13 protein-coding genes are annotated in these 15,022 nt (G+C 54.2%); all 13 read right to left on the minus strand.

All coding sequences use genetic code 11. The features are described 5' to 3' along the window. Positions 1-17: 17 nt before the first annotated feature. On the minus strand, positions 18-1,193 hold the full coding sequence (locus tag ACF8SD_RS03200) for a DegT/DnrJ/EryC1/StrS family aminotransferase (RefSeq protein ID WP_392483798.1): 1,176 nt from the start codon (positions 1,191-1,193) through the stop codon (positions 18-20). A gap of 145 nt (positions 1,194-1,338) precedes the next feature. Next, positions 1,339-2,484 (minus strand): glycosyltransferase family 4 protein, encoded by a 1,146-nt coding sequence (locus ACF8SD_RS03205; RefSeq protein ID WP_392483799.1) that lies wholly within the window; start codon positions 2,482-2,484, stop codon positions 1,339-1,341. A 1-nt stretch (position 2,485) separates the two neighbouring features. After that, entirely contained in the window at positions 2,486-4,438 is a 1,953-nt protein-coding gene (gene asnB / locus ACF8SD_RS03210) for an asparagine synthase (glutamine-hydrolyzing) (protein WP_392483800.1), read from the minus strand. A gap of 33 nt (positions 4,439-4,471) precedes the next feature. Beyond that, positions 4,472-5,587 carry a glycosyltransferase family 4 protein gene (locus tag ACF8SD_RS03215; protein WP_392483801.1) on the minus strand — a complete coding sequence of 372 codons (1,116 nt, stop codon included), beginning with the start codon at positions 5,585-5,587 and terminating at the stop codon, positions 4,472-4,474. Continuing rightward, on the minus strand, positions 5,584-6,501 hold the full coding sequence (locus ACF8SD_RS03220) for a glycosyltransferase family 2 protein (RefSeq protein ID WP_392483802.1): 918 nt from the start codon (positions 6,499-6,501) through the stop codon (positions 5,584-5,586). Before ACF8SD_RS03220 ends, ACF8SD_RS03215 begins: the two co-directional genes overlap by 4 nt. After that, positions 6,491-7,723, minus strand: coding sequence for an O-antigen ligase family protein (locus ACF8SD_RS03225; protein WP_392483803.1), 1,233 nt, complete (start codon positions 7,721-7,723; stop codon positions 6,491-6,493). Before ACF8SD_RS03225 ends, ACF8SD_RS03220 begins: the two co-directional genes overlap by 11 nt. Continuing rightward, positions 7,710-8,996 carry an oligosaccharide flippase family protein gene (locus ACF8SD_RS03230; protein WP_392483804.1) on the minus strand — a complete coding sequence of 429 codons (1,287 nt, stop codon included), beginning with the start codon at positions 8,994-8,996 and terminating at the stop codon, positions 7,710-7,712. The genes ACF8SD_RS03225 and ACF8SD_RS03230 overlap by 14 nt, the downstream gene beginning before the upstream one ends. 105 nt (positions 8,997-9,101) lie before the next feature. Continuing rightward, entirely contained in the window at positions 9,102-10,127 is a 1,026-nt protein-coding gene (locus ACF8SD_RS03235; protein WP_392483805.1) for an NAD-dependent epimerase/dehydratase family protein, read from the minus strand. 47 nt (positions 10,128-10,174) lie between these two features. Beyond that, the gene (gene tviB / locus ACF8SD_RS03240) at positions 10,175-11,452 is read right to left on the minus strand and encodes a Vi polysaccharide biosynthesis UDP-N-acetylglucosamine C-6 dehydrogenase TviB (RefSeq protein WP_392483806.1); all 1,278 of its coding nucleotides are present in this window, start codon (positions 11,450-11,452) and stop codon (positions 10,175-10,177) included. A 107-nt stretch (positions 11,453-11,559) separates the two neighbouring features. Continuing rightward, positions 11,560-12,621: a Wzz/FepE/Etk N-terminal domain-containing protein gene (locus ACF8SD_RS03245; RefSeq protein ID WP_392483807.1), complete on the minus strand. Its 1,062-nt coding sequence runs from the start codon at positions 12,619-12,621 to the stop codon at positions 11,560-11,562. Between the two features lie 233 nt (positions 12,622-12,854). Then, a complete protein-coding gene (locus ACF8SD_RS03250) occupies positions 12,855-14,297 on the minus strand; it encodes an MBL fold metallo-hydrolase RNA specificity domain-containing protein (RefSeq protein WP_392483808.1) in 1,443 nt (480 codons plus the stop codon). A 102-nt stretch (positions 14,298-14,399) separates the two neighbouring features. Further along, positions 14,400-14,663, minus strand: coding sequence for a lipopolysaccharide assembly protein LapA domain-containing protein (locus ACF8SD_RS03255; protein ID WP_029887945.1), 264 nt, complete (start codon positions 14,661-14,663; stop codon positions 14,400-14,402). A 19-nt stretch (positions 14,664-14,682) separates the two neighbouring features. Next, entirely contained in the window at positions 14,683-14,979 is a 297-nt protein-coding gene (gene ihfB / locus ACF8SD_RS03260) for an integration host factor subunit beta (protein WP_003252675.1), read from the minus strand. Positions 14,980-15,022: the final 43 nt, after the last annotated feature.

Below are 15,022 nucleotides of genomic sequence, written 5' to 3' on the forward strand. Positions count from 1 at the left end.
TCTGTAGCCACTGCAGACTAGGCAGCCGCGTGCTCCATGACTTCGCGCAGTACTTCACACGTTTTTTGTATTTCTGACTCGGTGAGTGTTGGATGTACGAGGAACATAAGGCTGGTCTCGCCAAGTTCTTTAGCAACAGCCAGACGCTGCGCTGGAGCCCAGCCCGTGCCTTCGAATGCTTTTTCCAGATAAACCTCAGAACATGATCCAGAAAATGCAGGTACACCGCGCTTGTTGATTTCCAGCAAGATTCGGTCGCGGTCCCATCCCGTTGCCAGCTTTTCTGGCTCCACAAAAACGTAGCATTTATAAGCGGCATGCTCACAGTTCTCTGGCACCAGCGGGACCCTCAAGGCTGGCAAGCCACTCGCGCACGCCCAAATCTGACTGGCATTGTGTTGGCGGCTCTTATGCCACTCTGGCATCAACCCCAACTGGATGGAACCAATCACCGCTTGCATTTCCATCATTCGCCAGTTCGTGCCAAAACTCTCATGTAACCAGCGGAAACCCGGCGCATGCTGCCGCTCGTACACAGCATCCCAGCTCTTTCCATGATCCTTGAACGCCCACATGCTTTTCCAGAGTTCGGGATCATTGGTGGTAACCATTCCACCCTCACCACCTGTGGTCATAATTTTGTCCTGACAGAAGGACCAGGCGCCTACATGGCCAATTGATCCCACCGCGCGGTCTTTATAGCGTGCGCCGTGTGCTTGGGCACAATCCTCGATGACTTTCAAATTATGAGCAGTGGCAAGCATCATGATGGGGTCCATGTCGCATGGCCAACCTGCAAGATGGACGCAGATCACTGCGCGGGTGCGTGGACTCAAGACCTTACTGATCGTGTCAGCCGTAATGTTTTGCGAATCACGGTCAATCTCAGCGAAAACCGGAACAGCCCCGGCATTCACAATGCTGGAAACAGATGCTAGAAACGTACGCGGGGTAACCACCACCTCATCTCCGGCACCGATACCCAAGGCCTTGAGGGCCAAGTCGAGCGCGACGGTACCATTGGTGACAGCCACCGCGTGGGCGCAGCCGGTGTAAGCTGCAAAGGCATGCTCAAATTTTCGTCCTTCTTCCCCCGTCCAATAGTTGACTCGGTTGGACAGCAAGACATCCCTTACTGCATTAGCTTCAACAGCTGTAAATGAGGGCCAGGGGGAAAAAGGAGAATTCAGCACAATATGCACCTATTTAGCGGGTTAGCGGGCAGTGGTAGAGCGGAGTCGCCGTCAGATGGCGGACCCGCAGAATAAATATTTGAAACCGCGATGCAAGCTTCAGTTAACGCGCGACCAGCCCAATAGTGGGCTGTACGCATATGATTCACCCGGCGCGGACCCAGGAGGTGATACCCATTTCGGCCAGCATGACTGCGTTTACCGAGTGTACGTCATATCGATCCGCGGCAATCTCCCTAGACCGACGCCCCATGCGTGATGCCAGGCCAGGCTCTACCACAAACCGCGTCATAGCCTCAACCAATTGCTCTACGCTTTTCACTTCCACCAGCATGCCATTGTCTCCCGGCCTCACCGTCTCACGACAGCCCGGGGCATCGGTGGTTATGATAGGTCGACCCATTGCCATGGCTTCAAGCACCGTTCGCGGAGTACCTTCTCGATAGGACGGCAATACATACACACTACAATCTCCGATCGCGGGACGAACATCACTCAAACGCCCCAGGTACTGTACGGTACCCTCGGCTATCCAACTATCGAGCTCGTGCTGAGAAATAGCGTCCGGATTCTCGTCAATCCAACCTACCAACGAAAAGCTAGCCTGCGGATGGTGTCGCCGGACTTGCTGAGCAGCAGCGGCATATTCGCGTACACCCTTATCCCCTAGCAGTCGAGCGATCATCAAAAAGCGTGGAGCTTGCGGTAAAGGCATCACTGCAAACGATGCTACGTCGACGCCGGATCCGTTCACAACGCAAGATGGCACCCGATCGGGGATAAGATTCAACGAGCGAAACAGAGCTTCGTCGTCCGGGTTTTGAAAAAACACTTTATGTGTGCAACGAAGGGCTGTCGCGTAGAGGGTTTGCACCACTCTGCGCACCAAACCACGCTTGCCTTCCTGCTCCGACTGTTGAAAGGCATAACCCAGCCCTGTGATCAGAGCAAAGCGTCGTGGAACTCTCGCCAGCCAAGCGGCCATCGCCCCATAGACTACCGGCTTCACGGTATACCCCATCGCATAGGTAGGACGAAGGAGGCGCATCAGACGCCAAAGCTGCAGCAACGAGCGAAGGTCTGCCAGAGGATTCAAGCCAACGCGCTGAAGTGCGATGTCATGCACAGTAACACCTCTGGATTCCAGCGCTGCCCGCACCTTGGTCCCCTGACCGAGATCAGGTGCCGCAACATGTACCTGCATACCACTCGCACGTAGCGCGTCGAGTAGCGGCCCGCGAAAATTAAGCAGAGAGTCTGGGTGACTCGCGATCAAGAGAAATTTTTGCATTTTAGTGCTCTGAGTACCATGCCTGGAACATAAGAATATTCCACAGATGGTGCTGCCAGTTCCGACGCCCGCTCAAGTGCTCGTTCCACATCTGAACAACCGGTTCAGGATGGAAAATGCCCTCTTGGCGCAAGCGCAAAGGGTCGAGCTGCGCTGCAGCCCACTCCCGTAGAGGACCTCTGAGCCAACTGTCGAGGGGTAAGCCGAAGCCTTGCTTAGGACGCTCGATCAGTTCACGTGGCACATGCCGGTAGAGAACCTCGCGCAGCACGCGCTTACCCTGCCCCTCATTAATCTTGTACTCAAGAGGCAATGACCACGCCAGTTCAACAACCCCTGGGTCAAGCATCGGCACACGACTTTCAAGACTGACGGCCATAGAGGCGCGATCTACTTTGACCAGAATGTCATCGGTCATATAAGTCTGGGCATCCATCGCCATCATGGTATGCGCGAAATGATCAGTTGTCGGCCACTGTGCGCTGGAGCTGAGCAATGTCTCAGGCTCCACAGCACCGATGATCAGGCTGGATGGATCCTGCCAATGACTGGTCAGATTACGGAAAAAATCTCTTTGATCCACCAAACCGAGTAAGCCTGCCAACTTGTGCGCCTTATCACCCGGAGTGGCGATCTGGAAGCGAGGTGGAATGACTGGCTTCAGCATCCCATAAACCTGATCCCACCTTGTGGGCGATAGCGACCGCAAGGCTAAAGAAGCACCCTTGCGTGCGACCGCAGGCAGCCGCGACAGCCTACTCCAGACCTTGTTTCCCATCAGGTACCGGTTGTATCCACCAAACAGCTCGTCTCCGCCATCACCGCTCAAGGCCACCCTTACATGCTCACTGGCCAGCTGGCTGACCAGGAAAGTAGGAATCTGTGAACTGTCGCTGAACGGTTCACAATAGATGGAGGCAAGCCGCGGAATGACCGCCTGGGCATCGCTTGGAGTTACGTACAACTCGGTGTGGTCCGTACCCAAATGACGCGCGACTTCCTTAGCATGCCCCGCCTCGTTGTAGGCTGCCTCACCAAACCCGATAGTGAAAGTACGGACCGGCTGACGACTCTGCGCCTGCATCAGTGCGACGATGGTACTACTATCCACCCCGCCGCTAAGGAACGCCCCCAGAGGAACATCGGACAACATCTGCTTACCGACCGTCGACAACAACTGACGCTCAAGCAATTCTGTCGCGTCTTCAAAGGAGCCTTGAAACGGGTTCCGAAGCCCTTGTTCGACCACATCGTTGAGCGACCAGTACGAGACGGCACAGGCATTTCGAGCCGCATCAGGCTGCCCCAGCGGAAACTTGATAACGTGACCGGCGCGCAGCTTATGGATACCTTTGTAGATACTGTATGGCGCAGGGATGCAGTTGTGCCGCAAAAGCAACGTCAACGCGCTCCTGTCAATCTCCCTGGTCGCCGCCGGATGGCATTTCAACGCCTTGAGTTCGGATCCGAACAGCAAGCTCCTGCCCTGCCAGCCGTAATACAACGGCTTCTCACCAAAGCGATCACGCGCCAAGCTCAGCGTCTGTTCCAGTCGATCCCAAAGCGCGATAGCAAACATACCCACGGCCTGCTGCAAGGTGCTTTCCAGGCCCCACGCCGAGATGCCGGCAAGCAGAGTCTCTGTATCGGAATGACCACGCCAAACCGGGGCTTTCCCCTGCCCCTCAAGCTTGGCTCGAAGTTCAAGATGGTTATAGATTTCGCCGTTGTAAACCATGACGAAACGCGCACAAGCGGACTGCATCGGCTGATGGCCGGCCGGCGACAAGTCGAGGATTGCCAGGCGTCGGTGGCCTAAAACGAGGCCGGTTACTTCGTCCATCCAGTAGCCGCAATCATCAGGCCCCCGGTGGGCAATTTGAGTGGTCATTCGCCCTATCAACGTTGACGCATCAGGCAAACCAGGGCTAAAAAATCCAGCAATTCCACACATTGACGGGCACCTTGTAGATTCGACGTTACAAGCTCAGGAGCTCGCGCCTGTCAGGCTTTTGAAGAGTTTTTCGAGAATCGGGGCCTGCGCCTGCAATGAATAGCGGGCCTCGACCGCACGCCTGCCAGAGGTACCCAGGCGAGTGCGCTCCTCAGGTGAAGTCAGCAGTGTACACAACGCTGCCAGCCAATCTGCTTGCTCACTGGCAAGCAAACCACATTGGTTACCGGCGACGATTTCGACGTTGACTCCAACAGGCGAAGCAATGACGGGGACACCACACGCCATATACTGGATCAGTTTGTATCCACATTTTCCCCTTTCCCACGGTCCATCAATGAGCGGCATCACGCCAATATCCATATTCTCAATCAAATGCGCTTCACTGTCCTCGCTCCAGGAAAGCGTTTCAACCTCGATACCGGGTAATTCATCAACAATATCCGGGGTCGCACCTACCAGTACGAGCCTGGCCTTGTATCGATTACAGGCCTCACGCAGCGAATCCCGAATACCGACAACATACTTTTGGGTCGACGGCGAGCCGATCCAGCCGATCACCAACTGTTGCACTCCGTGACGGTGACCCACCCGATAACGCTCATGATCGACCACCGTTGGAATAATCTCGACTCGCGCCGCACCTGCACGCCTTGCCCGATCAGCCAAGTACTCATTACCGGCAACAACGATACTCGATGCGCGCATTACGCCATCAATCTTGCTACCCAGCAGTCGCCGCACCCAAGGGCGCGAAGACAGGTCATAGTTATGAAAAACGGCATCATCATAATCAACCAAGTATCGCACACCTATTGCTTTTAGCCCCCGTTCAAACATCGCGGGAAGGAAAGGGAAAAGCTCTTTTTCAATCCACACTACGTCATACTTACGGGCTCGTAGCAGTACAGCCAAGCGCTTGGCATAATAACGGATCAACTTAAGGGGGGAACGACTGGCTGAATGATAAAGCTCACTCAGATAATCTTCCCCAAAAAATGCGCTAACCTCTATTTCAAATCCACTATTCTCCAGTGCGGGAAAGAATTGCAAGATCCTCAGCCGGCTACTCGCACCCATGCGCGTATATTTGCTGAGAATCAATATTTTTTTTATTGACTTTCCTTGATTTGACACCAAGCCGCTCATCGTGTGCTACCCGTTTTGAACCAGTCACACAACCAGCCACACAGCATACGATATGCTTGCAGCGTCTCTCCAACCCCCTTGCGTTTAAGCAGGGCCATGCCAATTCGCAAAACTGGCTCTGGCACCATCGTGGCCAGCAAGACCAGAAAAGCGGAAAACCGATCAAAGTGCTTGAACGCATAGAGGATGCGGCTTCTTAGCGAATAGAAAAGCCTTCGGGCTTTAACTTGGTCCGAGGTCCCTCCTCCCTTGTGAAACGCTTTCACCTCGGTTAGAAATTCGATGCTAAAGCCTTGATCCTTCACACGCTTGGAGAGATCCAGGTCCTCAAGATAAACAAAAAATCGTTCATCAAAACCTTCGAGCTGATCAAAAAGCTCTCGTCGAATCAAATAAAACGCACCGATCACATGATCCACGGAGCGATCTGTATCATGCGCCCACTCCGCCATGAAAAAACCAAGTTTGGGCATAAGCCGATCCAGACCAACCGCATGGGCAAGGAAGCTGACGGGCGTTGGCAGACGAGTGCAACTGCGGGCAACGTGGCCACTTTCCTCTTCCAATTGAACCCCACACACGCCGACCTGCGCATTACGTGGCTCACGCATAAAAGACAACACGTAATCGATTGTACCGGGAAAAACCGCTGCATCAGGATTGAAGAACAATATAAAGGGAGCACTGCCTTCCGCCGCGCCCAAGTTACAGGCACGCGCAAAGCCGAGGTTTGCGCCTGTCCTCAAAACACGAACACCCTCTTGCTCCAAGCCAAAGTCAGAACCATCGGTCGAACCATTATCGACTACAATCACCCTGATCTGAGCTATCGAGATGTTTGCCTGCAAAGAGCGAATACAATCGCGAATTTGCATGCCCGAATTCCAGTTGACGATAACTATATCAATGTCCATTAACCAAATCCTTGGAGGCGTCTGCTACCAACCGATAATTCAACAGGGCAACAGGCACAAACAAAACCCACATGTAATCGAACTTTGCCAGGTAAGGATTGGTCGCCGTCGCAAGCAAAAATGAAATAAGCCCGCACAAGTAATAAAATTCAAAACTTTCGCGCCCATTCCGACGCACCTCGCGAGCAAGAAAAACAATGAGAAACATCACACCTGCTGCATAAAGCGAAAAACCAAAAAAACCATATTGAAGAATGAGAGACACATAAAAAAGCTCATATGCCCAAGGCATCTCTTCAGAGCGAACATAGCTTGCTACAGCGCCTGCGCCAGAACCCCAAAATGGATTAACAACAATTCCGTCGATCAGTGAATCGAACTGAATAGCACGCTCTGAGTTGCTCGCGTCGGCCGCAAAGTCGAAAATCGACGAGACGCGCTCATAGATATAGTCAGGCCAGAGTGAATAGACAAATATCGCTAGCGCAACACCGCCACAAAAAAACAGACTGAGCTTGAATAACGCCGAACCTCGTCCGCCAGGTGCCCCCCAACTCAAGCAGTATGCAATGACCGGCCCTAATACTGCTGTGATCAGGATAACCCGGCGGCCAGAAAAAAGAACAACCAGTACCAACCCGAGCAATGTAACCCCCCCCAACAGACTGAAGCGCTGGCAAATGACCCGGCACAGCATGAAAGACAGAAGAAATATCACGCTGGAAACGTTCGGCAATGTGAACTTCAAATACCCCGAACCGTAGTCAACGACCGCCTCATTACCGTAAAGAGCGCGCAAGCTCGCGCTCAACGGATTGCCAGGCAATACTATTTCACCCAGCACAAACCCCAGATCCAGTAACACGATTAAAAGGCCCGAAGCAACCAGCAAACGCTCCAGCCCATGACTGTTACCTTGGTATAACATCGCCAAGATGGTGAACAATGTAGGATAGACCACCATTACTGTAAGCACGCGCAGCGCGCCAGGATTATCCTGAACAGTACCGTAAAAGGACCACCCCAACCCAATGAATGAAAACATTAAGGCGGCCCAGAACAAACGTGAATCCACCTTTCCCACACCATCGCCCCCCAACAACAGGCAGCTGAGTGGAAGCAGCAGCGCTACCGTCTTGAAGGCGGTAAAACTAGTTGGAAATACCAGGGAGAGCAGCAGTATCAGTCCCGCTACGCGCAGGGAAAAATCACCCAATTGCATTTAGCTGCTCCCTACTGCCCTTTGCGCAAGCCACGGCCCAACCCAATAATACGGTGTCCAATAGTGTACGCAGCATCCAGGCAATGGCCGCACCGACAACGCCGAAATCCTGGATCAGCCAGTACAGAGCACCGACAAAGAAGGGTAACTCTATCAGATGGAAGATTGCTGTAATCCTGGCTTGGCCTTGAGCATGCAAAAAGGCATATAGCATTGCTCCGATGCCATTCATGAATACCCCTGCGCACAGAATCCGCCCTACCATCACCGATTCTGCAGTAACATACTCACCTACCCAGAGGTTGAGCAGGATCGGCATCAACAATGCCAACGTGCTCATGATGACCAACATCATCAAGGTAACCCGAAGCGTCCAGGTGCGAAACAGGGCCCAGGCCTTATCGACGCCCTGCTGCATCAACGCGGCAATCGCAGGAAACGCGACAGTAGTAACGGCACCAACCATGATCATCGCCTGTACGGTGATTTCGTAAGGAATCACATAAGCAGTCACCGCAGCAGCAGATAGCAGAAAACCAACAAAAAAACGGTCTGCTTGCACTAGGAACGGGCTGACAACGCTACTGACCGTAACCCAACCACCAAAGCGCAATAGCTGTACTGCTTGCTCTTTCGAGTAACGGCCAGGCTGATCTTCAAGCAGGCAAGCCTTCGCACTGACGCGGTAAATAACCAATGCTATTGCGCGAGAAACAACCAGTGTCGAAACGAGCCACGGCAGTTCATGAGTGAACTGAGCGACCAGATAAGGCCCTCCAAAGTTGGCAACGCCCAGGGCTATCCGGAGCAGACTTATACTTCTGAAGTTCAAGTAAGCCTCATTAACCCCCCGGTACGTTGCGCTCACAGCTTGCATCGGAAGCGCAAAGGCGAGAAGCATGATGGATAGCGTAATTTCGGACGCGGGTACCCCCTGGCGCGGAATGAACTGCTGAATACCTGCTGCGGCACCCAGCGCGATGGCCACCAATCCGCCAATCCCAACCACGGACGTCAATTTGACAGCTGTTGCGATAGCATCGCCAATAACTGCCGCTTGCGGTCCAGTTCGTAACGTTGAGATACGCTGGGTCAATGCTCGACCTATACCCAGATCGAGTGCGCCGGCGTAACCGATCAAACCCCAAGCAAGGGCAAGTAAGCCAAAACGCTCAGTACCTACGATAGAAATCAACCCTGGAACTGTAAGTGCCGCAATGATGAGCGGCAAGCCCAAGCCAAGCAGGTTCCAAACAATATTCTTGAAATGCACTGCTTCCTCTCACCCCTATCGCAGCCGCGGGGGAGCTGCCGCGCAGCCCCCCCCCCCCCGCAGTCAAGCCAAATGCAATTTCATGGCAACTTTTGAGATCAGCACTCAAGCCAGGAAATCTATGTACCAAGGCATCGCCTTGGAAATACCATTCGTCACGTCATAAGCCGGCGTATAACCTAGGAGCTTCTGCGCCTTGGATATATCCGCTTGGGAATGCCTCACATCACCGGCACGAAAATCACGGTATACAGGCGCTTTTGAATAGATCACACCGTTCTCTTCAAGGCCCTTACGCAGTGCCTCGAACAACTGGTTGAGGGAAGTACGACCGCTGACGGCTACGTTGTAAATCTGGTTTACGGCCGCCGGGTCGGCACTGGTGGCTGCAAGCAGGTTCATCTGCACCACGTTTTCAATGAAACAGAAATCACGGCTGGTCTCGCCATCACCATTGATAAACAGGTCGTCTGCGCTGATCATCGACGCCAGCCACTTCGGAATCACGGCTGCATAAGCACCCTGCGGGTCTTGCCGCCGACCAAACACGTTGAAATAGCGCAAACCGACACTGTTGAAGCCATAGGACCTGAAGAAAACATCGGCATACAGTTCGTTCACATACTTTGTCACCGCATACGGCGAAAGCGGCTTGCCGATCACATCTTCCACTTTAGGCAAACCTGGGTGATCACCGTACGTCGAGCTACTGGCCGCATAGGTAAAGCTTTTTACCGCTGCGTCACGCGCGGCAACCAACATATTCAGAAAGCCGTCAATGTTGGTTGCGTTAGTAGCAATAGGGTCATTCAGAGAACGGGGCACCGACCCCAGCGCTGCCTGATGCAATACATAGTCCACACCACAACAGGCTGCATGGCAATCATCCACATTGCGAATGTCACCTTGCATGAAGGTGAAGCGGCGCCACTGCTGGTCGCTGACGTTGGACCTCACCTCGTCCAGGTTACGCTGATGGCCCGTGGCGAAATTATCCAAACCGACAACTTCCTGGTCGAGCAAAAGCAAATGCTCAAGCAGGTTGGAACCGATGAATCCTGCCACCCCCGTAATCAACCACCTTTTAGGGGTTCTGGGAAGTGATTGCTGAAGCGACTCATATGCCGTCATTGTTCAAGCCCACCTGCAATAATTGACAAAGTTGACATAATTGCCAACTAAAGGCGAATATCGGAACTTGTAGCATCCAGCAGATACTTCAAGTCGTAGAGCACGTGATCAGGTTTGCCAAAAGCACGAATTTCAGCCTCACCGAGCGCCTTGAACTCCTGATGAGCAACGGCCACAACGATGCCGTCATAGGCGCCCGCAGGTGGGGTAGCCACTGGTGTGATGCCATATTCATGTTGGCACTCGGCGACATCAACCCATGGGTCAAATACGTCGACCGCAATGCCGTATTCGTTCAACTCGGCAATCACATCAACGATCCGCGTATTGCGCAGATCCGGGCAGTTTTCCTTGAACGTCAAGCCCATGACCAGCACACGCGCGCCTTCAACCTGAAGACGACGCTTGAGCATCGCCTTGACCAATTGCGAGACAACATAGCGCCCCATCGAGTCATTCAACCGCCGACCAGCAAGAATAATTTCCGGGTGATAACCAATCGCCTGGGCCTTGTGCGTAAGGTAATAAGGATCAACACCGATACAGTGCCCGCCCACTAGGCCCGGGCGGAAGGGCAAAAAGTTCCACTTGGTGCCTGCAGCTTCAAGCACCGCCTGCGTATCGATACCCAGGCGATTAAAAATGATCGCCAGTTCGTTGATCAGCGCAATATTCAAATCACGCTGGGTATTTTCTATTACCTTGGCGGCCTCAGCGACTTTGATACTTTCCGCTTTGTGGGTGCCCGCTGCAATAATTTCTCGATAAAGCGAATCGACCACTTCAGCAATGACCTCGGTCGATCCGGATGTAACTTTTTTGATAGTCGTTACACGATGCTCTTTGTCGCCCGGGTTGATACGCTCTGGGCTGTAGCCTGCGAAAAAGTCCTGATTGAACACAAGCCCGGAGATACGCTCCAGGACCGGGACGCACACTTCCTCGGTCGCACCGGGGTAGACCGTGGACTCATAAATCACGATGTCGCCGGCTTTCAAGATTCGGCCAATGGTTTCCGAAGCCTTCACCAGGGGGGTCAGGTCCGGTTGTTTGTACTCGTCAATGGGCGTAGGAACGGTGACGATAAACACATTGCAAAGACGCAAGTCCTCCGTGTTCGCGCTGTAATTCAGTAAATGGGCGCTCGCCAACTCATCAGCACTGACTTCTTGAGTCGCATCGTGGCCCGCCTTCAATGCCGCGATCCGTGACACATTGATGTCGAACCCAACGACTTCACGATGCTTGCCGAACTCGACTGCCAGGGGCAGACCAACATAGCCTAAACCAATAACTGCCAGCTTAATATTCATGAGGACGATCATCTGTAGAGTTAAAGTCGGTCATCGCCAGCGGGCACATCCGCCTGGCCCCACCGCAGCATACTGAAAATTGAAACCAGGGTTTCGCCCCAGCCCAAGCAATAACGCATTTAATGCTTGGCACTGTGCGCGAACCGATGAGTGAGGAAAAAAGCTCGATAAAGCGCGATCAGAAGGCCAAGCAATGCCCCCAGGAACGCGCTCAGCACCACAATGACTGCCTTTTGCGGCTGGACCGGTTTATCGGGGGCATACAAGCCGCCATCCTGGCGATAAACGTTAATGACAGACGGGTCTACTTCAAGCCCTTCGTAGAAGGCGATCGTTTCCTGATCGCGCCGCAAATTATCCACAAATGGGTCATCGGAGGTACGCGCGCGCAGATTCTTGAGCTCTGCCTCGATCGCACGACTGCCCCTCATGTACACCAATGAGCCCTCCATGTTCGCCGACAGCTCCGAACTACCATTACCCGAAATAATGGGCGGTTTTTCCAAACCGATTGACTGCGCAACAACCAGCGCTTCCGAGAGACGAGCAATGCGGTCTTCACGGGCTTTACGCGCTTCTTCTCTGGCGGAGCGAACTCGCTCTTTCAAGTTGCTTACCTTGACCAACGCATCGGCACGCACATCGGCAGTAACTTCTTTCTTGGCCTGTTCTCCGGCAAGTTGCGCATACCGGACGATCCAGTCAGCCGCCTGCTGCGGGTCACGGGAAGTTGCAACAATCTCGAAACGGCCGGGCGCGTCTTTGACAGCGGCAGGCACCGACACAGATTTGTTGAACTTCGCGTACAGATCATCTTGAGCGCCACGCCGATCGGCTTCAGGCAATGACGGCAGGTAGACCTCACGATAGAACTGCCGGCGTACCGCTTCTGACTGAAGAAAACGCACATAGCTTTCATAGACTGTTTTGACCGATACCACAGGCAACCCGCTGTCACCGCCCCTTCCGTAATTGAGTTGTGCAATGTCCTTTTGAGAAGGCGACTGCACGAAAACCTTCGCCTGGTATATCGGAGTCGCCAGTAATGCATAGGCCAAACCGATCGAAGTAACGATCGCAGCCGTTAACACCACAATCCACTTTTGCTTCCATAGCCCTTCGATCAACTCAACCAAATCGACAACGGACTTGCCGCTCAAACGCTCACGGTCATTGCGCATTTATTCTATTTTTTCCTTAGCCCATATTGCATCCCGACATCATCGGCACATCTGCGCTAGCCGTATACCAAATACCTAACGTAGTCACGCCAGGCAGGAGCGACCTCACGTGCCATGAGGGTAAGGTGAATCTGCACCCCACTCAACGTTTTTTTAGCGTAACGCATCGATGACAGCTGAAAAGGAATAGAGTTAGAAAAAACTGAAATGTTCCTGTAACCGACGCCCCTTGGTCAGCTTGTGGCCTGCGCCACTGCAACCTCGACAGCTCGCCCCCACCGGCTGGCTTCATTAGCCAGAGCTTGCGCAAGAGCACCCTTAGCTCCGGCTTCACCATGGACCAGCACTATGCGACGGGCAGGCTCACGCCCCTTTAGCGCAAAGCTCAAGAGCGCCTTCTGGTCTGCATGCGCTGAATACCCCCCTAGCGTGATCACCTTAAGACGCACCTCGTACATCCTTCCATCCAGATCAATCTGCACAACACTCTCTGCCCCCTGCCTCGCCTGAAGTTCCGCCCCCGGGGTTCCTTTGGCCTGATACCCCACAAACATAACCTCATGCCGCCGATCCCCCAGCATGGCCTTGAGGTAATTGACAATCCGCCCGCCGGAACACATGCCATTGCCTGCAATCACGATTGCAGGCCGGCCGGTGCTGCTTAGGTAATTGACCACCTGCTGGTGCTTGGCATGGCTGTCCACGGTAATCAACTGATTGAAGCCAAGCGGATCACGCCCTTCGGCAAGCCGCGCCCTGGCCTCTTCGTTCCAGAATTCATGCAGCTCCCGATAAACAGCAGTGATGCGCTGGGCCAACGGCGAATCCAGAATGATGGGTAATTGCGACCAATTGACGGGATCGTCATCGCCAGCATGGCCCTGCACACCCAACAGGGCCTTGCGGTGCAAGATATCTTCCAGCTCGTAGAGCAGTTCCTGGGTACGCCCCAGGCTGAACGCAGGAATGAGGATAGTGCCCTTGTCCGCCAAGGCTCGCTCGATTGCCGCCTCCAGTTGCAACTGCCGGCTTTCGGCCACCGGGTGCACCCGGTCACCGTAGGTGCTTTCCAGCACCAGCACATCTGCGCGCTCCGGCGGCTGAAGCGGACGCAGCAGTGGGTTATTGCAACCGCCCAGGTCACCGGAAAACACATACCGCGTATTGGCCTGCCCTAGCAGCAGGTCACACTCGACATAAGCCGAACCCAGCAGGTGCCCTGCACGCTGCAGGCGGATGCGACACGCCAGCTCCGGCGCCAGCACAACGTCATGCCACTGATCGAACGCCAACGGCACTAGCAGCCTTTCAACAAACTCGATAAAGCGCGCCACCTGCACAGGCTCGCGGCTGATACTCAGCTTGTAGGCATCTTCCAGCACCAGCGGTAGTAACCTGGCTGTAGGCTCACTGCAGAAGATAGGGCCACGATAACCCGCGGCCAGCAATACGGGGATGCGGCCGACATGGTCAAGGTGCACGTGGGTGATGATCAGCGCCTGAATGCCCTGGATATCGAACCCGAGCGCGGCAGTTTCTGCGCCGGGTTGCGCATCGGCTCCCTGTTCCAGGCCGCAGTCGATTAAGAGACTTGTAGTAGGGCCCAGGTGCAACTGGTGGCAGGACCCGGTGACAACACGGGTACCGCCGTGGTGGGAAAGCCGGGGGTATTCCACGTTGCGCACACTCACAGGGGCCGAAAATGAAGGGCGCTATTACTCCACGGCCGCCTGCTGACGCCTAGGCGAAAAATTCTTAAACAAGCGTAGGAAACTTCCTCAGTTACCACTCAATGCCGCTTGCCGGGCAGACGCCTTGATCTTGCGCTTGCTGCGTTGAACGCCGTACGCGCCCAATAGCGGGCCGACAGCCAGCCCTATGACCAGCGCTGCCAGCACCAAGACAGCCACGGGCAGTTCTGGCGCAGCCCAGCCGAACAGGACCAGCGCAACGGGCTGCTGATTCTCCAGCACGAAGAACAATACCACCGCCGCCAACAGCAGCACGAAAATAGCCGCCAGGGCGCGCTTCAGGTTACGCATCAGATTGCTCCTTGAGTGCTCAGGCTTCGGCCTCGTCTTCCTCGTTGACCCGGTCGCGCAACTCTTTGCCGGGCTTGAAGTGCGGTACGAACTTGCCTTCGAGGCTGACCGACTGACCGGTCTTGGGGTTACGACCCACGCGTGGGGCGCGATAGTGCAGCGAGAAGCTGCCAAAACCGCGGATCTCGATGCGGTCGCCGGTAGCCAGGCATTGTGACATCTGTTCAAGCATGGTCTTGATGGCCAACTCCACGTCCTTGGACGAGAGCAGCCCTTGATGGGTGACAATACGTTCGATCAGCTCCGACTTCGTCATATTTTTCCCTTCGTTATCAAGCAGCTAGATCATTGCTTAAGCA

The sequence above is a fragment of the Pseudomonas sp. CJQ_9 genome, from assembly GCF_043106615.1.
Taxonomy (GTDB): domain Bacteria; phylum Pseudomonadota; class Gammaproteobacteria; order Pseudomonadales; family Pseudomonadaceae; genus Aquipseudomonas; species Aquipseudomonas juntendi.